This window comes from Pontibacter sp. HSC-36F09, from assembly GCF_024171605.1.
Lineage (GTDB): Bacteria > Bacteroidota > Bacteroidia > Cytophagales > Hymenobacteraceae > Pontibacter.
Map to the genome: position 1 here is coordinate 200,852 of NZ_JALKAA010000003.1, position 25,324 is coordinate 226,175.

At 51.4% G+C, this 25,324-nt stretch carries 20 protein-coding genes; 11 read left to right on the forward strand and 9 right to left on the reverse strand.

The features are described from left to right. Positions 1-20 precede the first annotated feature (20 nt). Positions 21-1,631, forward strand: a complete 1,611-nt coding sequence (locus L1278_RS10765; RefSeq protein WP_253403792.1) for a hypothetical protein — start codon at positions 21-23, stop codon at positions 1,629-1,631. Here the strand turns inward: L1278_RS10765 and dinB are convergent. After that, entirely contained in the window at positions 1,628-2,707 is a 1,080-nt protein-coding gene (dinB, locus tag L1278_RS10770; RefSeq protein ID WP_253403806.1) for a DNA polymerase IV, read from the reverse strand. The genes L1278_RS10765 and dinB overlap by 4 nt on opposite strands. 190 nt (positions 2,708-2,897) lie before the next feature. Here dinB and cysM point away from each other — a divergent pair, with 190 nt between their 5' ends. From cysM to L1278_RS10785, 3 genes are all read left to right on the forward strand, one after another. Next, entirely contained in the window at positions 2,898-3,785 is an 888-nt protein-coding gene (gene cysM, locus L1278_RS10775) for a cysteine synthase CysM (protein ID WP_253403808.1), read from the forward strand. Between the two features lie 63 nt (positions 3,786-3,848). Next, positions 3,849-4,541, forward strand: a complete 693-nt coding sequence (locus L1278_RS10780) for a type 1 glutamine amidotransferase domain-containing protein (RefSeq protein WP_253403810.1) — start codon at positions 3,849-3,851, stop codon at positions 4,539-4,541. A 226-nt stretch (positions 4,542-4,767) separates the two neighbouring features. Further along, positions 4,768-5,622: a pirin family protein gene (locus L1278_RS10785; protein ID WP_253403812.1), complete on the forward strand. Its 855-nt coding sequence runs from the start codon at positions 4,768-4,770 to the stop codon at positions 5,620-5,622. A gap of 168 nt (positions 5,623-5,790) precedes the next feature. Here the strand turns inward: L1278_RS10785 and L1278_RS10790 are convergent, their stop codons facing one another. Next, positions 5,791-6,900 (reverse strand): pseudouridine synthase, encoded by a 1,110-nt coding sequence (locus L1278_RS10790; RefSeq protein ID WP_253403821.1) that lies wholly within the window; start codon positions 6,898-6,900, stop codon positions 5,791-5,793. A gap of 142 nt (positions 6,901-7,042) precedes the next feature. Further along, positions 7,043-8,383 (reverse strand): branched-chain amino acid transport system II carrier protein, encoded by a 1,341-nt coding sequence (gene brnQ / locus L1278_RS10795; RefSeq protein ID WP_253403823.1) that lies wholly within the window; start codon positions 8,381-8,383, stop codon positions 7,043-7,045. A 612-nt stretch (positions 8,384-8,995) separates the two neighbouring features. On the opposite strand from brnQ, the gene L1278_RS10800 reads away from it, so the two are divergent. After that, positions 8,996-9,262, forward strand: coding sequence for a hypothetical protein (locus tag L1278_RS10800; RefSeq protein WP_253403825.1), 267 nt, complete (start codon positions 8,996-8,998; stop codon positions 9,260-9,262). An 89-nt stretch (positions 9,263-9,351) separates the two neighbouring features. On the opposite strand, the gene L1278_RS10805 is transcribed toward L1278_RS10800, so the two are convergent. Together L1278_RS10805 and L1278_RS10810 are read right to left on the reverse strand one after the other, a co-directional pair. Beyond that, positions 9,352-10,713, reverse strand: a complete 1,362-nt coding sequence (locus L1278_RS10805) for an NAD(P)-binding domain-containing protein (RefSeq protein WP_253403827.1) — start codon at positions 10,711-10,713, stop codon at positions 9,352-9,354. A 718-nt stretch (positions 10,714-11,431) separates the two neighbouring features. Then, positions 11,432-13,867 carry a zinc-dependent metalloprotease gene (locus L1278_RS10810; protein WP_253403829.1) on the reverse strand — a complete coding sequence of 812 codons (2,436 nt, stop codon included), beginning with the start codon at positions 13,865-13,867 and terminating at the stop codon, positions 11,432-11,434. Between the two features lie 191 nt (positions 13,868-14,058). On the opposite strand from L1278_RS10810, the gene L1278_RS10815 reads away from it, so the two are divergent. The 3 genes from L1278_RS10815 (at position 14,059) to L1278_RS10825 (ending at position 16,781) form a co-directional block, all read left to right on the forward strand. Next, positions 14,059-14,583, forward strand: a complete 525-nt coding sequence (locus L1278_RS10815; protein WP_253403831.1) for a c-type cytochrome — start codon at positions 14,059-14,061, stop codon at positions 14,581-14,583. Between the two features lie 84 nt (positions 14,584-14,667). Next, a complete protein-coding gene (locus tag L1278_RS10820) occupies positions 14,668-15,570 on the forward strand; it encodes an SMP-30/gluconolactonase/LRE family protein (protein WP_253403833.1) in 903 nt (300 codons plus the stop codon). Positions 15,571-15,737: 167 nt separating this feature from the next. Next, positions 15,738-16,781 (forward strand): NAD(P)-dependent alcohol dehydrogenase, encoded by a 1,044-nt coding sequence (locus L1278_RS10825; RefSeq protein WP_253403834.1) that lies wholly within the window; start codon positions 15,738-15,740, stop codon positions 16,779-16,781. Between the two features lie 175 nt (positions 16,782-16,956). Here the strand turns inward: L1278_RS10825 and L1278_RS10830 are convergent, their stop codons facing one another. Genes L1278_RS10830 through L1278_RS10840 form a run of 3 tightly spaced genes read right to left on the reverse strand, consistent with a single transcriptional unit; the run spans position 16,957 to position 19,525 of the window. After that, on the reverse strand, positions 16,957-17,577 hold the full coding sequence (locus L1278_RS10830) for a hypothetical protein (protein WP_253403836.1): 621 nt from the start codon (positions 17,575-17,577) through the stop codon (positions 16,957-16,959). 6 nt (positions 17,578-17,583) lie between these two features. Further along, positions 17,584-18,939, reverse strand: coding sequence for a TonB family protein (locus L1278_RS10835; RefSeq protein WP_253403838.1), 1,356 nt, complete (start codon positions 18,937-18,939; stop codon positions 17,584-17,586). Beyond that, the gene (locus tag L1278_RS10840; protein WP_253403840.1) at positions 18,926-19,525 is read right to left on the reverse strand and encodes an RNA polymerase sigma factor; all 600 of its coding nucleotides are present in this window, start codon (positions 19,523-19,525) and stop codon (positions 18,926-18,928) included. Before L1278_RS10840 ends, L1278_RS10835 begins: the two co-directional genes overlap by 14 nt. A 98-nt stretch (positions 19,526-19,623) precedes the next feature. On the opposite strand from L1278_RS10840, the gene L1278_RS10845 reads away from it, so the two are divergent. Beyond that, entirely contained in the window at positions 19,624-21,501 is a 1,878-nt protein-coding gene (locus tag L1278_RS10845) for a von Willebrand factor type A domain-containing protein (RefSeq protein WP_253403842.1), read from the forward strand. A 505-nt stretch (positions 21,502-22,006) separates the two neighbouring features. Here the strand turns inward: L1278_RS10845 and L1278_RS10850 are convergent. Further along, a complete protein-coding gene (locus tag L1278_RS10850) occupies positions 22,007-22,633 on the reverse strand; it encodes a bifunctional 2-polyprenyl-6-hydroxyphenol methylase/3-demethylubiquinol 3-O-methyltransferase UbiG (protein WP_253403844.1) in 627 nt (208 codons plus the stop codon). A 121-nt stretch (positions 22,634-22,754) separates the two neighbouring features. Between L1278_RS10850 and hutU the strand changes: the two genes are divergently transcribed. Then, the gene (hutU, locus tag L1278_RS10855; RefSeq protein ID WP_253403846.1) at positions 22,755-24,467 is read left to right on the forward strand and encodes a urocanate hydratase; all 1,713 of its coding nucleotides are present in this window, start codon (positions 22,755-22,757) and stop codon (positions 24,465-24,467) included. A gap of 163 nt (positions 24,468-24,630) precedes the next feature. Next, on the forward strand, positions 24,631-25,317 hold the full coding sequence (locus L1278_RS10860; protein ID WP_253403855.1) for a carboxypeptidase-like regulatory domain-containing protein: 687 nt from the start codon (positions 24,631-24,633) through the stop codon (positions 25,315-25,317). The last annotated feature ends 7 nt before the right edge of the window (positions 25,318-25,324 follow it).

Here is a 25,324-nt window from a genome sequence, read left to right on the forward strand (position 1 = left end):
CAAAATTACACACTAACAGCATGCGAACATCACTTGTTATAGCCATCGTGTGGTGCATTGTCTTTGCTATACCTAGCCATAAAGCAACCGCACAGGGACATGCCACCAAGCACGGCACCGTGAATTTGAAAACCTCTTGTAGCGAGCAGGCGCAAAAGCGTTTTGACAATGGCCTGGCGCTCATGCACCACATGATGTATGAGGAGGCAGAACAGGAATTTGCCTCTGCTGCAAAAGTCGCCCCGGATTGCGGCATGGCGCAATGGGGCGTTGCTATGAGTTACATCCACCCGCTGTGGGGCGAGCGCCCTACCGATGAAAACCTGGCGAAAGGAAAAGCAGCCGTGGAGAAAGCACAGCTGCAACAGCAGTTGACAGATAAAGAGAAAGCGTACATCAAGGCAGTATCTCTTTTTTATGATAACTGGGAGAAAACCAGTTATGCAGACCAACTGAAAGCCTTTGAACAGGGGTATAAGGAAGTGCATGAAGCGTACCCGGATGAAGTGGAGGCGGCCGCTTTTTATGCCTTAGGTCAGCTGGGTACGGCCCCGAAGACAGATAAGACTTTTGCTAAACAGAAAGAAGCCGGAGCACTTCTGGAGCAACTGCACACCAAAAACCCAGACCATCCGGGATTATTCCATTACATTATCCATGCCTATGACAACCCCTTGTTGGCCAACAAAGCCGTTAAAGTGTCGCGGGAATATGAGCGTATAGCCCCGGATGTGCCACATGCCCTGCACATGCCGAGCCATATCTTTGTCCGTTTGGGTCAGTGGACGGACGCCGTGGACTGGAACATCCGCTCAGCCGATGCCGCGCTCCGGCAGTCGCCTAAAGAGGCGATGTCTACGCATTACCCACATGCCCTGGATTATATGGCGTATGGCTACCTGCAACAGGGGCGTGACAAGAAAGCACAGGAGGTGGTAGACAAAATGAAGGCTGTCCCTGGCTATACCCCAACCTTCGCGACGGCCTATGCGCTTGCCGCTATACCTGCCCGCCAGGCGCTGGAAAGGGGCAAATGGGCGGAAGCCGCTGCCTTGCCTGTTCGATCGCCCGAAAGCTTTGCCTGGGACAAATATCCTGCCGCCGAAGCCATTACGCACTTTGCCAGAGGTATAGGAGGCGCCCGTTCCGGTAACGCAGCGGTGGCGGAAGAGGCGATTGCAGCACTAGGCAAATTGCGGACGCAGTTGAGCGGGGCAGGCGACACCTATTGGGCAGCACAGGCCGAAGCCCAGCAAATGACAGTGAGCGCATGGCTGGAGTATCAACGTGGGGATAAGAACAAAGCGCTGGCTATGATGCGGGAAGCAGCTGACAAGGAAGATGCCCTGGACAAACATCCGGTAACACCGGGAGCCGTACTGCCTGCCAGAGAATTGCTCGGGGATATGCTTTTGCTGAACAAAAAACCAGCAGAAGCCATGGTAGCTTATGAAGCAAGCCTGAAGGTATCGCCCAAACGGTATAACAGTCTCTACGGTGCGGCTATTTCCGCTGAAAGAGCCAAAGACAAGGAGAAAGCCAGGGCTTATTATTTGGAATTACTGAAAATTTCTCCGGAGGCCGATGGGAACCGGCCAAAAAGTTCGCAAGCAAGAAATAAGGCAAACTAAAACTCCAGCGTCAGCTGGTAGCCTTCCATTTTGTCGTGCTGGTAGAGGAGGGAGGAGGCCGTTATACCTAACAGCCGCACCGGGTATGCCGGCAACTGGGGCGTACGCAGCAAGTCACGGGCGATAGTAAAGATGGCGTCAGCCGATTTGATCTCGCCCAGAAAAGTCTTGCTGCGGGTAGTCTGGTTGAAGTCGAAGTATTTGATCTTGACCGTGATGGTTTTGGCCGTGGTTTGCAATCGATCCATGTCATGCGCTACTTCCTTGGCCAGCCTTTCCAACTCTGGCAGCATCACTTCCTCTTCGGTCAGGTCCACCTCAAAGGTGCGCTCAGAGCCGATGGACTTGCGGATGCGGTGCGGCTGCACCTCCCGGTCGTCCTGTGCGCGGGCGATGCGGTAGTAGTAGCGCCCCGTTTTACCGAAGTGTCGCACCAGTTCTTCTTCGCTTCGTTCACGCAGGTCGGCGCCGGTGAGGATGCCCATACTCTGCAATTTGGCCGCTGTTACTTTCCCGATGCCATAGAATTTCTCGATAGCCAGCGCAGCCACTACGTCCTCGGCTTTGTCCGGCGTAATCAGGGTGAAGCCGTTGGGCTTGTTCATGTCCGAGGCGATCTTGGCCAGAAACTTATTGTAAGAAACCCCAGCAGAGGCGGTCAGGCCGGTTTCTTCCTGAATTTTGGCCCGGATCTCGTTCGCGATAATGGTGGCGGAAGGCATACCGATCTTGTTTTCGGTCACGTCGAGGTAGGCTTCGTCCAGCGAGAGGGGCTCCACCAGATCGGTATAGGAGTAAAAGATTTCACGGATCTGCCGTGACACGGCGCTGTATACCTCAAAACGGGGCTTCACAAAAATCAATTGCGGACAACGCTGCGCCGCGATCTTGGAGGCGAGGGCAGAGTGCACGCCATACCGGCGGGCCTCGTAACTGGCAGCAGCCACCACACCCCGTGCTCGCGAACCACCCACCGCCACGGGTTTACCGCGCAGTTCCGGGTTGTCGCGCTGCTCTACTGAGGCAAAAAAAGCGTCCATGTCGATGTGGATGATCTTGCGGATAGGTGTATGCATTAGGATGGGTACAAAGATAATAGTTTAGGAGTTGAAGAGTTTGAGAGTTTAGGAGTTTATTGTGATTTAAGAATGATATGTCCTATACCTGTGCAGATCTTTTACCGGGTTTTATGCCTGCTTCACGACACGATGGTTCCAATTCTAAGGTTGAACACGTACTAGGTATACAGATGCAAAAAAGACAAATATGACGACACACACGCTGCTGGATTTTATCGGCAACACGCCTTTGGTGGAATTGCAACACATCTCACCAAACCCGAAGGTAAAACTACTGGCCAAACTGGAGGGCAATAACCCCGGCGGTAGCGTGAAGGACCGCGCCGCTTATGGCATGATCAAAGGGGCGCTGGACAGGGGCGAACTCACCAAAGGTACTCGTCTGATCGAGGCCACCAGCGGCAACACTGGTATAGCACTGGCCATGATCGCACAGCTGTTCGGGGTTGAAATAGAACTGGTGATGCCTGCCAGCGCGACACCCGAACGTGTAAAAACCATGGAGGCTTACGGGGCGAAAGTAACCTTAACTCCAGCTGAGGGCTCTATGGAGGCGGCCATCGACTATGTGCGGGAGAAAGAGGCGAAAGGAGGTTACCTGGTGCTCAACCAGTTCGGCAACCCGGACAACTACGCCGCCCATTACCGCAGCACAGGCCCCGAGATCTGGTGCGACACCGAAGGAGCCGTCACACATTTTGTGTCGGCCATGGGGACAACCGGTACCATTATGGGGGTGTCGCGCTACCTGAAAGAGCAAAATCCAGCTGTGCAGATCATCGGCACCCAGCCCACGGAAGGTTCTCAGATTCCCGGCATACGGCGCTGGCCGGAAGCATACCTGCCCAAAATTTTCGAACGGGAGCGGGTTGACGGCATACTGGACGTGTCGCAGCAGGAGGCTACCGCCATGAGCCGCCGGCTGGCCCGGGAAGAGGGGGTGTTTGCCGGTATGAGCAGCGGCGGGGCTGTAGCAGCGGCCATCCGACTGGTCTCTGAGCTCGATAAAGGCGTGGTGGTATGCATCATCTGTGATCGGGGAGACCGTTACCTATCCTCACAACTGTTTAGCTAAAACATTGTCCAACTAAATCTGGTTAAAGAGAATGACTCAAGCATCATGTAAACAGCAAGAACTATGAAAGTATTATTTGTATTGACATCACACGACCAATTAGGCGATACCGGCAAGAAAACCGGTTTCTGGGTAGAGGAGTTTGCCGCCCCTTACTATACCCTGGCTGACGCTGGGGTGAAAGTGGAGCTTGCCTCTCCGAAAGGAGGTCAGCCACCGATCGACCCGAAAAGCACCGAGAAAGATGCCCAAACCGAGGCGACCAGGCGCTTTTACGAGGACGACGACCTGCAGCACAAACTTTCCCGTACCAAGAAACTGAGCGAAGTGCGCGCTGACGATTATGATGCCATTTTCTTTCCGGGCGGCCACGGACCGCTCTGGGACCTTTCCAACGACAGAGATTCCATCCGCCTGATCGAAGACTTTGCAAAGCAGCAAAAGCCAGTAGCAGCGGTTTGTCACGGACCGGCTGCCCTGATGCAGGCCAAAGGCCCGGATGGCGAACCCCTGGTAAAGGGCAAAAAAGTGGCTGGCTTTACCAACACTGAGGAGGAGGCTGTGCAATTGACCGAAGTGGTGCCATTTCTGGTGGAGGACCGCTATCAGGAACTGGGCGGCATCTACTCTAAGGCTGATGACTGGCAGCCATACGTGGTGACTGACGGATTGCTGATCACAGGGCAAAATCCGGCTTCTTCGGAGCCAGCTGCAGAAGCTTTGCTTAAAATGCTCAAAAAAGAGAAGGCGGCTTAAGCTCCCAGATTTCCGTATACCTGACTATCAGTGTAGCGTGAAAATCCCACCCAATCCGATTTGAAACGGTGGGATTTTTATGTTAAGTACAGTGTCTAAAGCGTATACCTGTCGTTGACTTTAGTTCTTACGGTATGTTTAGCAGTCTCCTAATTTGAAACAAAGGAGGAGATTTTGGGTAATTGATGTATATACATTAATTTGCAAGTGAACTAGAATTAGCCTTATGCGAAAGATAAAGAAATTACATAAAGCAGTGCATGCGCCCATGGGGGACCTGGTAACCTACCGCGCTATACCTACGCACGAAGTAGAGTACATCGACCCGTTCCTTTTTCTTAACCACCACGGTCCTCAGGTATACAAGCCGGGCAACAGGGGACTGCCTTTTGGTCCGCACCCGCACCGTGGCTTCGAAACACTGACTTTTATTCTGGATGGCGACATTATGCACCAGGACACAGGCGGCGGAAAGGATGTTATCGAGGCGGGTGGCGTGCAATGGATGACGGCCGGCAGCGGTTTGATCCATGCGGAAATTTCGTCTGATAAATTCAAGCAGGAGGGCGGGCCTTTGGAGATTCTGCAACTGTGGTTCAACCTGCCTGCTCAACACAAAATGGCAGCCCCTAAGTACATTGGCCTCCAAAAAGATAAGATTCCGGTGGTAGAGCTCGATAATGGGAAGGTACGGGTCAATGTGATTTCCGGCAGTTGGGGAGAAGTGCAGGCACCTATCCAGAATCTGAGCGACATTCATATGGTGAGCATTGAGCTGCAGAAAGGCGGTGAATTCATTTACAACATACCTTCAGAGCGCAACATCTTCTTCTACGTGGTGCGGGGAGCTGTCAAGGTAAACGGCGAGACGGCTGAAAAACTCACCTTGGTGGAATTTGCCAACGAAGGAAAGGAAGTGAAAGTCGAAGCGACCGAGGACGCCTACATTCTCTTCGGCCATGCCCATCCCTACAATGAGCCCGTCGTATCGCACGGGCCATTTGTAATGAACACCGAAGAGGAGATTCGGGAGGCCTTCCGCGATTACCAACTGGGTAAAATGGGAACCTGGGAAGGGTAGGAGTTAGATAGTTGAATAATTTAACGCTGCGGTTGTAGGGACAGGTCGTGTCTTATCCAAACGTGCACCAAATTCACATTAGCAAAACACTTCAATAAAAAGCTCTCTTCCCGGTCAGGAAAGAGAGCTTTTCAGGTATAGTATCAGCTAAATTTTGAGCAATTGGTCTTATCTGCCTCGCTTCGGACCACCTTTGGGTGCATCTCCTCGCTTGCCGCCGCTTTTCGGAGCCGCACTTCTGCCAGGCGCTGATTTAGGTGCCGCTTTAAAGCTACCGCCTCGTGAGCTCGGGTTCCTGCCCGGGCTGCCGGCGCCGTCTCTGGCAGTGCTTGTCCTTCTGGTATCGCTACTGGCTCTGCTGGTGCCGGGTCTTTTCGCTCCTTCACTTCCTTTAGCCGATGCTCCGGGTCTGCTGCCTCTGGCAGGACCTTTGTCCGCGCCACTTCTGGAGGGCGCACCTGAGGCACCGCCTTTTGAAGAGCCACTGCCACTTCTCGTACCGGACCGCTCGCCACGGACAGGTCGGTCGTAGGTGCTTTCCGATGTTTTCCGGCTGCTCGTTCCCTTAGCACCGGGCACGAGGCTGGTCAGGCTGTTTACTTCCTGCGGTGTGAGCACACGCCAGTGGCCCGAAGGCAACTTGGCCAGTGAAAACTCACCGAAACGTACGCGCTGCAAATGTACTACCTTATATCCCAGGCTTTCGCACATGCGCTTCAGGTAGTGGTCGGTGCCCGGCTTTAATATAATGCGGAATCGTGTTTGGGTTTCTTTCGATACGGAATTGTTTACCCGCTCTTCACCAGGTATAGGAGCGCCGCCACCGCTCATCTTCTGCAGAAAATCAGCCGTGATCATTTTGTCCACGGTTACGATATACTCTTTTTCAAACTTGTTGTCGGCGCGCTTCACGCCGCGCACAAAGTCACCGTCGTTGCTCAGGAAAATGATGCCCTCCGCCTCACGTTCCAGCATGGCGGTTGGTTCCAGCGTAGCAGGGAAGTTGATGGCACGCACCACATTGTCGCGCACGGCCATATCGGAGGTGGCCGACATGTTGGCCGGTTTGTTGAAGATCAGGTATACGGGCTTCTCCTGTTTCACACGCAGCATCTCGTCGTCGATGCGTACCTTGTCTTTCGGCGTTACTTTCATGCCGGAGTCGGTCGGAATTTTCCCGTTCACCGTCACACGGCCCTGTTCTATGAGTTCGTCTGCATCGCGACGGGAGCAAAAGCCCGAGTCGCTGATGAATTTATTCAGTCTTTTTGGTTCCATGTTGTTCGAGGCGTCTGTGAACTTTTTATCAGCACACTTATTTACGCCAATCCTTTAAGAAGAAGCAAAATTACGGGAAAATATAGGTTTACCTACTTCTTTGGATCAACCAAAAGATTTCCAGCCGCCCAGTACAGGCAGACTATTCGTTTTCGAGGGCGTAGGGAGCCTGTCTCATGGAAACAACAAAGCCGATCATACCACCAACCAAAGCCGGGATAACCCAGCCCATACCAAGACTGTAGAAGGGCAGGTACCGGAGGAATACATCACTGATGCCCAACTCAAATCCTGCAGCGCTCAAACCTTCTACGATGCTCACAACACTCGTCAGCAGTACCGACCAGGTATAGACGGCGTGTCTGTTGCGGAGTACTGAGCCGAATAAAGTCAGTATGATCAGGACGATTACGATCGGATAAATGGCCACCAGCACAGGTATAGAGAAGGAGATGATCTGCGTCAGGCCTACATTCGATATGAGGGCACTCACCAGGGTAAGAATCAGCACATAGTTTCTGTAGGATATAGAAGGGCGCAACTTATGGAAAAAGCTGGCACAGGCCACTACAAGTCCGATGCTGGTAGTAAGACAGGCAAAGATTATGGCAATACTTAGGATCATGCTTCCGGATACCCCGAACTGCAGATCAGATATCCGGCTGATGATGAGCCCTCCATTTTCAAGATGGCCGAGTGCCTGCACGCTCGTGGCACCTGAGTAGGCCAGACCCACATACACCAGAGCCAAACCGACTGCCGCAATCAAGCCCGCAGTGGTACATACTTTCGCAATTTGCCTCGTACTATCGATACCCTTGGAGCGGATAGCGTTGATTACGATCAGGCCAAATATGAAGGATCCGATGGTATCCATGGTCAGGTAGCCTTCCTGAAAGCCTTTGAAGAAGGGAGCTGCTTCGTAGGACGCTAACGGAGCCTCAATCTCACCTAGCGGGGAGATAATGTTTATGGCCAGCAGAAGGGCCAGGATAATGAGTAGGACCGGTGTGAGAATTTTACCGATCGTGTCTACAACTTTGCCAGGGTTCAATGCCAGTAGGTAGGTTACCGCAAAGAAAATGATAGAATAGAGCACCATGCCCCAGGAAGAAGTTCTCAGACCCTCAGACAGGAATGGGGCGATGCCGATCTCGTACGACACTGTACCGGTTCGGGGAACTGCAAAAAGGGGGCCTATGGTGAGGTAGATCACAACCGGGAAAATAAGTCCAAAAAGCGGATGTACCTTCGAGGAAATAGACTGTACGTCTTCGTTTTTGGACATGCCGATGGCAATGACGCCCAACAAGGGAAGCCCTACACCGGTCATCAAAAATCCGATAATGGCAGGTATAAGTTCAGTGCCAGCTGCCTGGCCCAGTGACAATGGAAAAATAAGGTTGCCAGCGCCGAAGAAAATAGCGAATAGCATCAAGCCAATAAAAAATGTTTCTTTAAACGAGATTGTTCCTGCTTTCACTATATTTTATGATCGGTGGGAGGATATATTTAACTGTACTGCAAGTAAATATCCAATCCGGCAAAATCCTACATTTATCTTGTGTTTAGTGTCAACAGCAATAATTTCAGTGCTAATTATCACCTTGGCGTTTAGGTTTATAACGAATACGCAGCCTTCGACCGATGCCCCAACTTTCCAGTCTCTGTGTGCTCTGATAGGAATAGGTGTGCTTATTTGATGAAGTCGGAATGAGCGTTTTCGGCGCACTTATGAAGGAAAAGCCGGTAGGTGCAACCTTCTCTTATTGAATGAAAGCTGGTAGGGCTTGTCTCCATGCAGCATTAAAAATTAAGGAATCATTATATTTCTTAATATTGAGTGCAAACCGTAGGCTGCATATTTTGCCCCGGATCGGATCTCAAAACCTGTATATAAATAGACTTATACGATCATCCGCTAAAAGCTCCAAGTGATTTACTCGGCGCATATTTTATTTAGAAGATGAACTTATTGATAATGTGGTGCTTAATTTTCTTCAGAGGCCAACACCTATACCTGCGGAGTTCAGGTTTGAAACCATTTTAGCCCGCTCAGGCTTATATATGCAATTACCCGAAGCAACCACCCATTATGCTGGAATATTCCATGTTCGAAAGGCTCCCTTACCGGAGCCAGCGCGAAGCCCTTAAAAGAGAAGGCACGCTCATAGCGCGACGCCAGGTAAACGGGTATACAATCCTGCTTTACATTTTGGAACACACTTTTGTGGAGGTATGGACGGGCACGGAGGCCGAAGTGGTGACTACCTTTAAGAAATCCTCAAACGCAATGGCAGTTTTAGAGCCCTACATTGAGGCAATGGAGTCGGTAGATTGGTTAGGAGAGAACGAAGTTTGACCACGCCAGATGTAAAAAGCACTTGTTTAAAAAAGAAGGGAAGGCCTGTAGCCTTCCCTTCTTTGTTTCAGCATGCGGTATACCTCAAGCTATACTTGCTCCATCACCGGAACTTCCTGCATGTATCGCTCGAAGCTGTCGTCCATTTCGTCGAGCCAGCGGGTATGGTGTCTGGCAGCCTCCGTGCCCGTCATCACCGAAGTGTAGGTCTTATCGCGGTAGCGAAGAATGTCCTCTTCCTTGTCCAGGAGCCATTGCTTGAAAAGGGAGGCCACTTTGTCCAGGTCAATCTCCGGATAGTCGGTCATGTTCATCAGTTCGCGCACGTACTCCGTCTGGAAGTCAATCTCATCATCGTGGTTGCAGTTCGCCGCGGCTTTGTTCAGCCACAGGTTGATATCTTTCTGTCTTTCCTCCTTTTCTGGCAGCTGAATCTTGCCCTGGATCACGTCGCGCGCATACCAGGCCTGCACATCAAACATATTGAAGGTATAGTACTGGTCCTGCATGCCCAGGTAGATGAGCTGCGGCAGCTCGTTGAAAAATACGCCTTTGTAGATTTTGTCCGGGTAGAGGCAGTTTTTTGTTTTCAGGCGCAGTTCGTCTGGCAGGTAGGGGAATTTATGCTGGTAGCCGGTGCACATCACCACGGCATCGTAGCGCTCCTGTGTGCCGTCGCTGAAGTGGGCTATATCACCCTCAAAATGGGTGAGAAGTGGTACTTCCTTCATACCTTCGGGCCAGTCCATACCGATGGGGTTGCTGCGGTAGCTCAGGGTTACCGAGTTCGCACCATGCTTAAAGCTCTGTACCCCAATGTCCTCAGCCGAGTAGCTGCTACCGATGAGCAACACATCCTTATCCTTGAAAATATCTGCACCACGGAAGTCGTGCGCGTGCATGATCAGGCCGGGAAATTCCTCAATGCCTTCGAAATAGGGCATGTTTGGGGTGGAGAAATGGCCGGAGGCAACGATCAGATAATCAAACTCCTCGGTATAGGTCTTGTTATGGGCCAGGTCCTCGAGCACCACCGAAAACTGCTGCGTGTCTTCCTTATACTCCACCCAGCGGGCGGTGGTGTTGAAGCGGATGTAGTCGCGCACGTTGCACTTGTCTACGCGGCCCTGGATGTAGTCAAAGAGCACCGGTCGGGGCGGGTAAGAAGAGATAGGCCTGCCAAAGTGCTCATCGAAGGTATAATCGGCAAATTCGAGGCACTCTTTCGGCCCGTTGGACCAGAGGTAGCGGTACATGCTGCCGTGGATCGGCTCGCCATACTTGCCCACTCCGGTGCGCCAGGTATAGTTCCAGAGACCACCCCAGTCCGCCTGCTTCTCAAAGCAAACGATTTCAGGTATGGTCTCGCCTTTCATTTCTGCTGATTTAAACGCGCGTAGCTGCGCTAAGCCGCTTGGACCGGCTCCGATGATTCCTACTCTTAACTTCATGTATACTTTAAAATGGTGAATGCAAAATGCAATATTCTGCCTCGAGATATGTTTCAAAGATTGTTGTTTTTGTGATCGAAAAAATCACAATTCCGGTTTTCTGCGCGAGGTCAACACCTTCAGGGCTGAAAACAGAAAGGGGGCAGGAAGTATAAAAAAAGAGGCGTTGAAAAGGATGCCTTACAAAAGAAGCCGGCTGGCCTGAACTATACTAACAAAGTGCCCTTCTGAATATTCATATCTCTATATGTCAGAATGCCTGTTTTACAAAGATACAAAATGTAAAGGAATAATTATAATCTGACTTTCAGATTATTGACTGTAGGTATAGCTCGAACTAGAATGAAGTATGTGGAAAATTCGGAATGTACAATTACTTCCGTTGCTCGATCTGTTGGACTTTTGCCATTATCCGCTCTTAAGGTTGAAACGCATAATAAGTTGCTGTTAGTTAGTATAATAGGTTTGTAACCAGGGCTTTATAAGGAAGTTGAGTTGAAGTTGGAAGAGCCATTATCGGCTTGTATTAAAAGGCAAAACCTGAGAGCCAGGCGTATGCAGTTTATAAGGCCTTTCAAAAATTTTAAAAAGCGAGCAAAAAAGATGGATAGGTAGAGGTACAAAAGTCAATAGTCTCGCTACAGTTTGAATATACAATAAAAACAAACCCGCCCCCCCAAAGCGAAAGGGCGGTTTGCCTATACCTAAACTTTAGGATTTACTCACATCCAATATACTCTCCACTGCCGATCGGAGCACCAGGAGGCAGACTGAGTACTTTAGCCGGCTTCACTTCCTCCGGTTTATCCATGCGTGCCAGCGCGAAATCCAGATGTGCTTTGTAGCCGGTATCGCGTGTGCGCTTGGCCTGACTGGTAGCATGCTGCTTGATGTCGGCAAGTGCACTTGTGGCAATGGCGCGTGCCTGGTAAGAGGCGTTCTCGTCCTGTGCCAGGGCCATCAGGTGGGTAAGCACCACCTGCTCGGTTTGCAGTTGCACCTGTGCGGCCAGTCCGTTCTGGCGCCTGCTTTTCCAGGTGTTCTCTATAAGTTGGCTGGTGACATCCTGCAGACTGAGGGTATTATAACGGGCGCCAAACTCTACCAACCGCGTGGCACGCTGCGGGTGCAGCAAAAAGGAAAGCGAGAACTCAGCAGAGGCCTGTGCGGCTGCCAAGGGATCGAAGGTGAGGCCCGTTCTTTTCGTGAATAGCTCCCGGTTGTTGCCCAGACCCGGCGCACGCGGCGGTATCAGCGCAATAATGTTTTCGGGTAGGGTGAGCACTTCCGGTGAAATTGTATGAAGCATGGCATCGAGGGCTTTCTGCTGCTCTCTTTTATCGAGCACTTCGGTTACTAATTGCTTATCGCCACGCAGGGCGTAGGTATAGCGCATGCCGCCGATCAGCTTGGCTGCCGCCTCGGTCTGGTAACGGTGGAAGTTATAGATTGGTACCAGTACATCCTCTAGCATACTCATCGGCGCATTGGTTTTTATGTTCTTTTCAGAGAAATTCTGAAGGGCTTTGCGGCGTACATCGAGCACACGCATCAGTTCATCGCTTGCATTCGTGCCGTTGTCCCAAAGGTGGGCGGTGGGGTGAGCGCCACCGGGAGCGCGGGCATCCGTGTCCGAAATAAAAGTCAATCCCTGCGCGCGGCCCTGTGCCAGCAGTTCATCCAGTGCTTTCTTCTCGTCAGTTCCTTTCGGGAAGTGCTGATAACCATAAATGACGGCCAGCTTGTCCCACTCACCGATGTTGATGCCATAGGCATTGCTAATGTTGATCTTGCCGGCTCTGTCCAGCTGCACCTGCGGGTGCGGGTAGTCCATCACGGAGGCATTGTTGTTAGCGTCGTAGTTGTGCATGATGCCCAGCGTATGGCCCAGTTCGTGTGCCGATAACTGCCTGATGCGTGCCAGTGCCATCTCCATCATAGCTTTGTTCTCCGGTTTTCCATCTTCATAAGGCGCCAGCAAGCCCTCCGCGATCAGGTAATCCTGACGTACGCGCAAAGAGCCCAGCGACACGTGTCCTTTGATGATCTCACCGGTGCGCGGGTCTATAACAGAAGCGCCGTACGACCAACCGCGGGTGCTGCGGTGCACCCACTGAATCATGTTGTAGCGCACGTCCATCGGGTCTGCTGTGTCAGGCAACACCTCCACCCGGAAGGCATCCTTATACCCGGCCGCCTCAAAAGCCTGGTTCCACCAGCGGGCTCCATCCAGCAGGGCAGAGCGGATCTGCTCCGGCGCCCCATTGTCTACATAATACACGATCGGCTTCACCGCTTCCGATACCTTGGCCGAAGGGTTCTTTTTCTGCAGACGATGGCGGGCAATGTAACGCTTTTCAATGTTTTCGTTTACCGGCGTGGCATAGTCGAAGTAGGAGATGCCAAAGTAGCCGGCTCGCGGATCGGCCTCACGTGGAGTATAATTGTTGTCGGGCAGTTCGATGAAAGAATGATGCTGGCGCAGGGTGACGGCCTGCGGGTTGGGAGCTACGCTGCGCACAATAAAGCCACCATTGTCGCTTGTGAAAGTCAGAGTAGACTCGAACTCGGTGTTTTTGGGGAAGTTTTTGATGCGTGGCAGGTATAGCGCCGAGCGGCTGGCGTCGAGGCGGTAGGTGCCCTGGCCCGCTCGCTTGATGCTACCGATGACATCGTGGGCATCTTGCAACAGAAAGTCAGTTGCGTCTACCAGCACACGTTTTCCATCTGCTGCCTCCGCCTTAAAACCCCATAAAACCGATTGCGCAAAAGATTCTTCCACGGCGCGTGCTTCGTTTTGATTGTCGGTGATGGCTCTATAGCGCAGGTTCGGCTGCACGAGCAGCACTTTAGGACCAACTTTTTTGAAGGACACAATGCGCTCGCCTCCCAATTGCCCGCGGTCGAGGCCTATGTCGTTGGAGCCTAGCCCGCCCGGCAGTGAGTTCACATACAGAAAATCATAGTCGAGCTTGTCAATCTCGAGCCATACCTTACCGCTTTGCTCATCCCAGTAAAAAGGGAAAAAGCCATTGAATTTTTTCATCCCCGCGGTTTTGGAGGCAATGCTGGGCAGGGTTTGCGCTGTAGTGCTGCCCAAAGCCAAAAGCGGGAGGAGCAGGAGGAGAATCAGATTTTTGCAAGTCAATGTCATAGAGTCAGGTATAGGGTGATGTCGTGTAAGCAGGCTTAAGTTACACATTTAGAGCATAGGATACCGAAAATATAGTGTAAATTGCATTAAACGATAACCTGATCTGAAACATAAAACTTTAAGAGCTCAGGTCAGTACATATTCTCTAAGTGCTCTTTGAGTAAAACCAGTACAAACAAATAATTATCCCTATGAAAAAGATTCTGATGGCCATCTCAGCCTTCGCGCTTCTGTCAGCCTGTGGCAACGAACAGAAGTCAGAGTATGAACGCTACTACGACAGTGATTACCAGCCCGACACTACAGCCGTAGCCTCACGTCCGCAACCGCCGCGACCGGCCACGACGCCACCTGCTGGAGGCGCCACGCAGGACGTGCAGACAACTCCGGCCGGCACACCGACCGGACCGGAAACCACCGCAACAGCAGAGCAGCCAAAAGAGGCACTTGCCGGAGACTTTGCGAAAGGCGAAAAACTGATTGCCGGATCTGACTGCCTGGCTTGCCACAAAGTAGACCAGAAAGTAGTAGGCCCTTCGTATGAAGAAGTGGCGCAGAAGTATGAGGCTAACGATAAAAACTTAAGTTACCTGGCTGGCAAGATCATTAAGGGTGGTGCCGGTGTTTGGGGACAAATCCCGATGCCTCCGCATCCGAACCTGAGCGAAGGCGATGCCAAGGAGATGTCGCGCTACATCCTTTCACTCCGCAAATAACCTGACTGTATGAAGCTGTCCCGGTACCTGAGAAGGTATAGGGACAGCTTTTTTTATACCTATACCTAATCAAGCCAACACGCCATGAGCAGAGCCAAAAATTACAGTGAATTGGAAGCAGAACTGGTGCTCGACGCGAAGGCGACGCTGGGGGAAGGGGCCATCTGGCATCCGTCTGAGAAACGCCTTTACTGGGTGGATATAGAAGGCCGTGAGCTGCATCTGTTTGACCCCACTACCGACGAAAACAAGGCCTGGCCGGTTGGAGAGCGGGTCGGTACAGTAGTGCCGGTGGTCAATGGCGGGGCTTTGGTGGCCCTGCAGAATGGCGTGCATTTCATCAATACCGAAACAGGCGAGCTTTCATTTGTAGCCAATCCCCTTGAGCGAGATGATATCCGGTTCAATGACGGGAAATGTGACCCGGCCGGCAGATTTTGGGTAGGCACCATGGCGCTCGATTCACGGGAAGGAGCCGCTGCGCTCTACCTGATGGAGCATGACGGGCAGATGACCCAGGTGCTGGAAAACCTGAGCGTTTCGAATGGCCTCGTTTGGACGGCAGACAAGCAACACATGTACTTGATTGACACACCCACCCGCAAGGTCCAGCGGTATACTTACGACCATGAGGCAGGAACCATCCGGAAGGAGCGGGATGCGATTGCTATACCTGAGCACGAAGGAAAACCCGATGGGATGACCATCGATGAAAAAGGGCGGCTGTGGATCGCGCTCTATGGAGGCGGTGGCGTAGGCTGCTGGGATCCGGAAACCGGCGAAATGCTCCTGAAAGTGACAGTACCTGCCCCGCATACCACCTCCTGTGCCTTCGGCGGTGAGCGGCTCGACACTCTCTACATCACCACCGCCCGCGACGGCCTGGACAATGAACAACTTCACCAATACCCGTTAAGCGGCGGTGTATTTGCCCTTAGACCTGATGCCAAAGGCGTACCTGCAAACTTTTTCCTGAGTCGTTTGTAAGGTATAGTGTGTATTCAGGTCTGTCTGCGAAACGATTGGATTGAGTCGCTGCTACCTTAGTAATGTTCACCAAAGCTTCACATGTTATACCTATACCTGATCGCGCTCGGATAATAGCCATGCAGATCTTTCAATTCAAAACGCATAACTCAAAACTAAAATAAACTATGATTTCAGCAAAAGCATATGCCGCATTCGATCCTACCAGTCCGCTCAGGCCCTTCAGCCTGGAGCGGCGTGAAGTAGGGGAGCATGACGTGCTGATCGATATCAAATACTGTGGCGTGTGCCACTCCGACCTGCACCAGGTGCGCGACGAGTGGGGCGGCGCCATGTATCCCCTCGTACCTGGCCACGAAATTGTGGGCGTGGTGACAAAAGTGGGAGCCTCTGTAAAGAAGTTCAAAGAAGGCGACCTGGCTGGGGTGGGCTGTTTTGTGGACTCCTGCCGTACCTGCGACAGCTGCAAAGAGGGTTTGGAGCAGTACTGCGAAGTGCAGAACGTGGGCACCTACAACAGCCTGGAGCGCGACGGCAAAACCATTACCTACGGTGGCTACTCCAGTCAGATTGTGGTGGACGAGAACTATACCTTGAAAGTGCCGGAGAATCTGGATCTGGCCCGCACCGCACCTTTGCTTTGCGCCGGCATTACGACCTATTCGCCCATCATGGAGTGGAAGATCGGGAAAGGACACCGCGTGGGTATCGTGGGCCTCGGCGGACTGGGCCACATGGCAGTGAAAATTGCCGCTGCCAAAGGCGCTGATGTGACGGTGCTGAGTACTTCTCCTAATAAAAAGCAGGACGCAATGGACCTGGGAGCGCACAATTTTGCCGTTACAAAAGACGAAGCTACGCTCAAGCAATTGCGCAATTCTTTCGATTTTATCATCGATACTGTATCAGCGCCGCACGACTACAACCTATACCTGTCCATGCTCAAACGAGACGGTACCATAATCCTGCTGGGAGCGCCGCCAGAGCCTTCTACCGTAGCTGGTTTCAGTCTGATTGCCCGTCGCAAGCGACTGGTTGGTTCCATGATCGGTGGTATACCTGAAACACAGGAAATGCTGGACTTCTGCGCCGAGCACAACATCATGTCCGACATCGAGCTAATCAAAATGGAAGACATCAACGAAGCCTACGAACGTATGCTTCGCAGCGATGTGAAGTACCGTTTTGTGATCGATATGGCGAGTTTGTAAATTACAATTAGTTTATGGCGCGAGCGTCCTCGCTCGTGTCTATTATAGTGAGGCCTTTAGCCGTTACTTATTTCGGAACCGGGCCACAGGCTTTATTATAGCAAGTCACAAACGAGGAAGTTCGCACCATTAAAAAAGGCCCCATCTATTAATAGATGGGGCCTTTTTTAATGCTTTATTGTTCTAACTCCCGCTGAAGATTCGCTTTTGCCTTATCCTCCAATGCCGCCTGAAAAGCGGGTGTTTTATAGATCTGTTTTTGAGAAAGGAAGTGTTGCAGCACCTTGCGTCTGCCGGGTTTGTAAATCAGGTCAGGATAAATGCTGTACTCTTTCCGCACGCCTTGGCTATACCTGTCATAACGCGCTTCGTCTGCTCCCAAAATAGCGAGGTCTAAGTCAAGTAGCAGGTTGATGAGATTATTCTCTTGTGTCAGGTGCGTCTTGGTGGCGATGATCATTTCTTTCACTTTTATCAGATCGGCTTCAGGTATACCGAGCCGATGCAGGCGCGCTTCTGCGACCAGGGCACTCTGAGCTTCATTGTCAGAACGGGTCGCCTTGTACACGATGTCGTGGTAGAAAATGGCAAAAAGTAACAAGTCGAACTGCTGACTATCAACTTTATACCTGTCTGTCAGTTCCAGCATGTAGGCGATGTGGTCGAGGTTATGATAGTGCCTGTCCTTTGCAGTATAAGCCTTTTCCAGTTCATACCACAGTTGCCCGATCAGCTCATCATCTGAGCTATACCTGCGGCACAGCGCTTTCCATTCTGTTTTTACAAAGTCCTCCATCCGGTTTTATTTTTCTGGTCTGAAGCGTACGACAATTCTCACCTCTTGATTGATTTTCTGGCCATCCTGCGTGGCTGCTTGCCATTTTGGTCCCTGTGCTACCAACCGCATAGCCTCATCGTCGCAGGGCTTGCAAAGGCTCCGGACTACTTCCAGATTTTCGAGTGAACCGCTTGTCGTAACCATTGCCCGCACCACGACACGGCCTCTCATCATGTTGGAGGAATAGCGCAGGTTTTCTGCCAAGTACTGACGGTAAGCTTTATGGCCCGCAGCAGGTCTGGCCGACACAACAGGAGTTGGATTAGTAGGTTGGCGTGTTACGACCACCTCGCTCAAGGCTCGGTTGTCCACCTGCAGATCCATGGTGATGGGTCCTGAGTTGACATCTACACCTTTTTCTCTGGTTTGGTAGCCGATATACCGGAAAGCAAGGGTTGCTTTTTCATCTGGTAAGGTCAATACAAAATTGCCCTGTGCATCGGTAGCTACTCCCTGGGTAGTGCCCTTCACCACAACCGACACGCCGGGCAGCGGCGTACCATCCTGATCGACCACCTGCCCCTGTACCTGGTTCTGGCCGATTTGTTCATTTCGCTGCACCTGCACACCAGCTATCCGTCCTATTAGCGCTTTGGCAACAGCGGTACTTTCCGGCGTCATTGTGTTTCGCAGCGCAGGTGGCGGCACTGTCACTTCGGCCAGCTTTTGAGACTGAGCAGTTACAACTCGCTCAGGTATAGACTCTGTCAGATCAGCCACAATTATTTCAACTTCAACTTCTTCAATGTCATCAGCTAAAAGTGCTTCTTCCCGAACAGCCTGACTGCTCGTGCGAGCCCGCGGCGTACGAAGTGGAGCCGGCTTGGAAATGGCTGCTATGTGGCGCGGGCGCACCGTATCGGGCTTGGCATCTGCCACGGTTTCAGGTATAGCCGGAGCCTGCTCTTCGCTAAAGTCCATCGCTTCCTGAATCGCCTTCTCCTGCTGTACGGCTATACCTTGCTGCTCGCGTACCTGCTGGTAGTTATAATAGAAAACCACCACCGTGGAGAGCAGCACCATGGCCACGGCAGCGGCAACGCGCCAATCGGTCAGGTATAGCGGCACCGGCATACGACTCTGGCGGCGACTTTTAACTTCAATATGGGAGTTGATGTCTTCTACCTGGCTTTCTGTCTGGGCAGCATCTGACACAGACAGTCCTTCCAGCACATCCGAGCACAGGTCGCAGTCCAGCAAGTGGCGCTCCAGCTGGTGGTGCAGGGCATCGGGCAAAGTGCCTGCCTGGTACTGCTCCAGCAGTTCCACGGAAGGGTGGTCGCCCCTGTCCCAAAGTATATGTCGCTTATCTGGCTGCATGGTTTTTCTCCATGATGATTTTCAGGTTTCGCTTTCCGTTCTGGATGTAGCTTTTCACTTTATTCAGGTCGCATCCCGTGAGGGCGCTGATCTCTTTATAACTCTTCTGCTGCAAATAAAACAGCTCCACACACTCCCGCTGCTGAGGTGGCAGCTCCTTTAAGGCCGCATGCAAAGCCTGTTCCAGTTGCTCAGATTCTTCCGCGTGAGTAGGATGCAGTGGTTCTGCAGTTTCCATAAAAGGTGACGTATTATCGGAGAGCGGCACCGTGCTTTTGTGCTTGCTTGCCCTAAGTTGCATCAGGCAGTAGTTTCGGGTGGTCACGTGCAGCCAGCTTTTAAAGTTGCTGACCTCGTGCTGTAGCAGCGCTTTCGAAACATGCTCGAACAGCTGCATGGTGGCGTCTTTACTTTCCTCGGGGTCCTGCAGGTATTTCTGGCAGACCAGGTATACGAGTTTGGAATGGCGCTGAAACAATTCTCCCAGATGCTCCAGATCGCCCGTCTCCTTATACAGCCGCACCAGCTCCTGATCGTCGGGAGGCGGCTTGGCGTTGGTGAAGAGCTTGATGAAAAAAGGGAGCATGTGCCGGAATTGTTTTCTAAAGAAAAGAAAAATATTCTGAAAATTTTATGGAAAGCCTGTGGAGGTGGCATCATGTCGGAAACCAAAACATAATAGCCATGAAAAAGAACCTCTTCCTGCTCTTCGCCCTTATGCTGTTCGGGCTGACTGCAACCGCTCAAAATCGCACCATCACCGGCACTGTAACCGACTTGAGTGGCGGCAATCCGCTGCCCGGCGTGAGCATTACCATTAAAGGCACATCTAAGGGTGCCGCTACCGACAAGCACGGCAAGTACAGCCTGGCTATACCTGGTGATGATGCCACGCTGGTATTTCGCTATATCGGTTACATGACCCAGGAAGCAAAGGTGGGCAAGCGGAATGTAGTGGATATAAAATTACAGTTGGATACCCATACACTGCATGAAGTGGTTGTGACCGAACAAAGCATACCCCGGGCGCTGGCAGGAAAGGTAGCAGGCGTTTTTTCAAGGAGAGATGCTGCAGAAAATATGACCTATGCACCAGCACACGTACCTCTGCACGATGCCGCTCCGATCGTGCACAACACCGAGAACTATGCTTTCATCAAAGAGAATGCCTTCCTGGATGCGCAGAAAAACCCGCTTTCCACTTTTTCCATCGATGTAGACAATGCTTCTTACAGCAATGTGCGCCGCTTCCTGAATCAAGGGCAGCGCCCACCTGCCGATGCGGTGCGCATCGAGGAAATGGTCAACTACTTCAACTACGACTACCCGCAGCCTACTGGTGATGCTCCCTTCTCTATAACAACCGAGCTGTCGGCCAGCCCCTGGAACAAAAACAACCAGCTATTGCACATCGGTTTGCAAGGCAAGCGTGTCGCCACGGATCAACTGCCGGCATCCAACCTGGTTTTCCTAATCGACGTGTCCGGTTCGATGTTCTCGCCGGATAAACTGCAGCTCGTGAAAGCCGGCCTGAAACTGCTGGTGGACGAGCTTCGTCCGCAGGACATGGTGTCGATGGTGGTGTATGCGGGGGCGGCAGGATTGGTGCTGCCCTCCACCTCCGGAAAAGAAAAGAAGAAGATAATAGAAGCATTAGATAAGCTCGAAGCAGGCGGTTCGACAGCCGGTGGCGCAGGCATCAATCTGGCTTATAAAGTCGCTGAAGAGAGCTTTGTAAAAGGAGGCAACAATCGCGTGATTTTGGCATCTGACGGTGACTTTAACGTGGGCGTGAGCAGCGACAGCGAACTACAGCGCCTAATCGAGAAGAAGCGTGAGACAGGTGTGTTCCTGACCGTATTGGGTTTCGGAACTGGCAATTATAAAGACTCCCGCATGGAGCAACTGGCCAACAAAGGCAACGGTAACTACGCTTACATCGATAACATCCGGGAAGCGCAGAAAGTGTTTGTGAACGAGTTCGGCGGCACGCTCTTCACCATCGCCAAAGACGTAAAACTGCAACTCGAATTTAACCCCGCCAAAGTTAAAGCCTACCGCCTGATCGGCTACGAAAACCGTGCACTGGCCAATGAAGAATTCAACGACGATAAGAAAGACGCCGGCGATATGGGTTCAGGCCATACTGTCACCGCACTTTATGAAATCGTACCAGCAGGGTCTTCATCCGAATCATTGGCAGGTAATGTCGATCCACTCAAGTATCAGAAAACAAGCCTCGACCCGAAAGCCAAACGAACCGACGAAATGCTCACGATGAAGCTTCGCTACAAAGAACCTGACGGCGAGACCAGCAGGTTGATGACCACCACGGTAACTAGTCAGGCTATACCTGTTGAGCAAACCTCCGATAATCTCCGTTTCTCAGCCGCAGTAGCTGCCTGTGGAATGCTGCTCCGCGATTCCGAGCACAAAGGTAATGCCTCGTACCCGATGGTGCTGGAACTGGCGAAGAATGCCCGTGGTAAGGATGAAGAGGGGTATCGGATTGAGTTTGTCAATCTGGTGAAGTCGATGGGATTGTTGAGTGATGGGAGGTAAGTAAATTATTGACTTGTTGTAAAGAGGAAGGAGCGGGGTGCTCCTTCCTCTTTTTGCTAATGGTATAGCCTCTATGGCGCGAGCGTCTACGCTCGTGACAGGTATAGGTATAGCTTGCTTTGTGGCTAATGCTTTCGCAGGTATACGAACCTATGTTGTTTTATAGCTTGCCCTGGCCGGGCGGGCCTTACTTTTTTCCTTGATGAAAAGAAAGAGGGCCCCTACCCCCAGTAAGCAAAAAAATCAAGACGATTCTAAACTCGCTGACCGCTCAAACACAAAATCGTCGCTGGTGCACTTGGCACCATTGTCTGCTCAGTTGCTTCAGGGCAAGTATGTATTGCTATACCTGCGAGTGAATTGTGACATAAACAACAAGGCTTATACATATAAATCGGGAATGGCGGGAAGTCCCCCTTCAAAGGGGGCAGGGGGATATCAATCGAGCACGAGAATCCTGTCAATTCTTTAATCCGTGGGGGTAGGGACCCTCTTGAATCCTGATTCAGACGGCTTTCCGCACCACCCAAGTTGTCATTGCCCGATCCTGTTCTACCAGCACCGTCTTCAACGGCTCCAGTCGCTCGGCGCCTAATTCCCTCTCCATCGCAATCACCAAATTTTCATCCGCCAGAAACCAGACCGGACCGTGTGCCATCCGGTAAAAACGACCCTCCATCTGTTGCAGTTTTCCTTCCAGTCCGATGGTGGTGCTGAAGCGGGCGAAAAGCATACCGCCCGGTTTGATGGTACGCCAGAGTTCCTGCACGATCCCTTTGAAATGTTCCTCGCTTCGGGCAAAATGCAACACCGCGCTGCAGAGTACAACGTCAAATTTTTCATCGGCAAATGGCAGCTCATCCAGATCAGCGACTACAAAATTTTTGCTTGGTAGCGTTGGGGCCATTTCTGTTGCCAGTTTCCTCACTTTTTCGATGGCTTCTGCTGAAATATCAGCTCCGTATACCTGCACACCGGCTTGCATCAGGTAAGCTATATTTCGACCGGCTCCGCAACCAGCGTCGAGTAATTGCATACCTTTCTGAATGCGGCCTTTCAGCAACTGGTCGAACAGGTAGATGTCGATATCGCCGAACTGGGCGCGGAGGGAAGCAAGAGGGATGTGAAACATAAGCACTGTTGTTCAGACAATGATGTAATAATGTGTACGAGGATGAAATTAAGCATGATTTCTCTATCCTTTGTCCTTTATTTTTAAGAATATTGAACAGAAATAATTGACCGAAGCCCCTATGAATAACGTAACTGCAACCGAAACTGTGAAGCGATCTGGCCTGTCTGTGAGCGAATTTATCCAGAAATACGCCAACCATCCGACTTATATTCCACCAACCGGCCCCGAACTGAACGCCAAAAACTGGCAGTGTGAGGCGGCCCTGCGCATGTTCCTCAACAACCTTACCGACGAAGTAGCCGAAGATCCTTCCCGTCTTGTTGTTTACGGTGGTATCGGGCAGGCAGCGCGCACTGTAAAAGATGCGCAGAAGATTATTGAAGTGCTGTTGAATCTGGAGGAAGACGAGAGTTTGCTCGTGCAATCGGGTAAGCCGGTGGGCAAGGTGCGCACGCATGCCGAGGCGCCGCGTGTGCTCATCGCCAACTCAAACCTGGTGCCGCATTGGGCGACGTGGGAGCATTTCAACGAACTCCGTGCCCGTGGCCTGATGATGTACGGCCAGATGACGGCCGGTAGCTGGATTTACATCGGTACGCAGGGCATTCTGCAGGGTACTTACGAAACGTTTGCGGCCTGCGGCAGAATCCACTTCAACGATGACCTACGCCACAAACTGCTCGTAACAGGCGGATTGGGTGGCATGGGCGGCGCACAGCCCCTGGCTGCTACAATTGCGGGCGCCACTTTCCTGGGCGTTGACATCGATCCGGAGCGCATCAAAAAACGCCTCGAAACCCGCTACATCGATAAAATGACCTACGACTACGAGGAGGCGAAACGCTGGGCACTGGAAGCCAAGGATAAAGGAGAGGCGATCTCGATTGGTCTGGTAGGTGACATAGGCGATGTGCTGCAGAAGCTGATTCAAGACAATATCACCCCGGAGATTCTGACTGACCAGACTTCCGCACACGACCCGATCAACGGCTATGTGCCAAATGGAATGACCCTGCAGGAAGCATTGGCGCTGCGCGAAAGTGATCCGCAGGAGTACAAAGCCCGCTCCCTCAAGAGCATGGCCCGCCACGTGGGCTTTATGCTGGAGTTGCAGCAGCGCGGCAGCCGTACTTTCGACTATGGCAACAACCTGCGCGAGTTTGCGCAGCAGGGCGGCGAGCCGAATGCCTTTAATATACCGGGCTTTGTGCCGGAATACATGCGTCCGCTCTTCTGCGAAGGCAAAGGACCTTTCCGCTGGGCGGCTCTTTCCGGCGATCCGGAGGATATCCGCGTGACGGACGAAGCACTGAAGGAGCTTTTCCCGGAGAATACGCACATGATCAAATGGCTGGACGAAGCCGAAGAAAAAGTTGCGTTCCAAGGATTACCGTGCCGCATTTGCTGGCTGGGTATGGGCGAGCGTGAAAAAGCCGGTCTGATGTTCAATCAACTCGTGCGCGATGGCAAAGTAAAAGCCCCGATCGTGATCGGTCGCGACCACCTCGATTGCGGCTCGGTAGCGTCACCTTACCGCGAAACCGAAGGTATGCTGGACGGCTCGGATGCCGTATCTGACTGGCCGCTACTCAACCTCATGTCCAACACGGCGGGCGGTGCTACCTGGGTATCGTTTCACCACGGTGGTGGCGTAGGTATAGGCTACTCGCAGCACGCGGGTATGGTGATTCTGGCAGACGGTACCGAACGCGCCGATCGTTGCCTAAACCGTGTACTGCACAACGACCCGGCGATGGGCATCTTCCGCCACGCCGACGCCGGTTACGAAACCGCGCAGGCTAATGCCGAGAAATTTGGCTTGAACTTGTAAGCTTAAATTTGCCCTCGCCTCGTAACAGGTGAGGGCAAATTTTTAGCTACTATACCAAATAGTTTGAATTACAATGTCAGTAATATGTATATGGTAGATGGGCAGAACGCTTAATTAAAAATTAGGAAGATAGCGACATTGAGCAATAACAACTAATACCCTTATGAGACATGTCTTAAAAATAGTTGTCAGCTTGGTTTTGCTTTCAGCCATTGTAGCTTGCACAAAAGAAGATATCGGTCCTCAAACGGTGTTAAAGGGACGTGTTTCGGATGACATTAGAGGTGTAAATATTGAAGGCTACAAAATCGTATTAGTTAAAAACTGGAGAAGCTGCGAGAATTTTATGTGTGGTTTGAATTCTGAAGAAGTAGCCACAGCTTATACTGATAGAAATGGGGAGTATTCAATTACGTTCAATTATAAGTTAAACGAAGGCGAAAGATACACGCTGTCAGAGCAATACTACGGAGCACCCTATTACCCTGAATATTCAGAGCAAATAGAAATTGTGTCAGGCAAGACCAATACAGTAGACATAAATGCCTGGAAGCCTGTAGAATTAAACTTGAATGTGACAGTTTTAAATAACGATAGTCCACCCTTGATGATAAGAAATGAAATTGATGCCAGTAACAGTGCATTTCTTAACATAGTCAATATCTATGAAGAAAACATTACCAAAACATACACTTTAAGGTCTAAGCCCAATACTGATATCAAAATTATTTTCTGGTATTACACAGGTGATAACTCTTCTGGGACTTTGCACCAAAAAGAATTTTCTTATCGCACAACTTTAGAAGATGTAACTACGCTGAGCTATAAGATTGATTGTTCCACTTTTTAAGGAAGTT

Bases quoted from the DNA above. Each gene is read 5' to 3' on its own strand.
- L1278_RS10765 (WP_253403792.1), top strand. From the start codon at position 21: ATGCGAACATCACTTGTTATAGCCATCGTGTGGTGCATTGTCTTTGCT.
- dinB (WP_253403806.1), bottom strand. From the start codon at position 2,707: ATGCATACACCTATCCGCAAGATCATCCACATCGACATGGACGCTTTT.
- cysM (WP_253403808.1), top strand. From the start codon at position 2,898: ATGACGACACACACGCTGCTGGATTTTATCGGCAACACGCCTTTGGTG.
- L1278_RS10780 (WP_253403810.1), top strand. From the start codon at position 3,849: ATGAAAGTATTATTTGTATTGACATCACACGACCAATTAGGCGATACC.
- L1278_RS10785 (WP_253403812.1), top strand. From the start codon at position 4,768: ATGCGAAAGATAAAGAAATTACATAAAGCAGTGCATGCGCCCATGGGG.
- L1278_RS10790 (WP_253403821.1), bottom strand. From the start codon at position 6,900: ATGGAACCAAAAAGACTGAATAAATTCATCAGCGACTCGGGCTTTTGC.
- L1278_RS10800 (WP_253403825.1), top strand. From the start codon at position 8,996: ATGCTGGAATATTCCATGTTCGAAAGGCTCCCTTACCGGAGCCAGCGC.
- L1278_RS10805 (WP_253403827.1), bottom strand. From the start codon at position 10,713: ATGAAGTTAAGAGTAGGAATCATCGGAGCCGGTCCAAGCGGCTTAGCG.
- L1278_RS10810 (WP_253403829.1), bottom strand. From the start codon at position 13,867: ATGACATTGACTTGCAAAAATCTGATTCTCCTCCTGCTCCTCCCGCTT.
- L1278_RS10815 (WP_253403831.1), top strand. From the start codon at position 14,059: ATGAAAAAGATTCTGATGGCCATCTCAGCCTTCGCGCTTCTGTCAGCC.
- L1278_RS10820 (WP_253403833.1), top strand. From the start codon at position 14,668: ATGAGCAGAGCCAAAAATTACAGTGAATTGGAAGCAGAACTGGTGCTC.
- L1278_RS10825 (WP_253403834.1), top strand. From the start codon at position 15,738: ATGATTTCAGCAAAAGCATATGCCGCATTCGATCCTACCAGTCCGCTC.
- L1278_RS10830 (WP_253403836.1), bottom strand. From the start codon at position 17,577: ATGGAGGACTTTGTAAAAACAGAATGGAAAGCGCTGTGCCGCAGGTAT.
- L1278_RS10835 (WP_253403838.1), bottom strand. From the start codon at position 18,939: ATGCAGCCAGATAAGCGACATATACTTTGGGACAGGGGCGACCACCCT.
- L1278_RS10840 (WP_253403840.1), bottom strand. From the start codon at position 19,525: ATGCTCCCTTTTTTCATCAAGCTCTTCACCAACGCCAAGCCGCCTCCC.
- L1278_RS10845 (WP_253403842.1), top strand. From the start codon at position 19,624: ATGAAAAAGAACCTCTTCCTGCTCTTCGCCCTTATGCTGTTCGGGCTG.
- L1278_RS10850 (WP_253403844.1), bottom strand. From the start codon at position 22,633: ATGTTTCACATCCCTCTTGCTTCCCTCCGCGCCCAGTTCGGCGATATC.
- hutU (WP_253403846.1), top strand. From the start codon at position 22,755: ATGAATAACGTAACTGCAACCGAAACTGTGAAGCGATCTGGCCTGTCT.
- L1278_RS10860 (WP_253403855.1), top strand. From the start codon at position 24,631: ATGAGACATGTCTTAAAAATAGTTGTCAGCTTGGTTTTGCTTTCAGCC.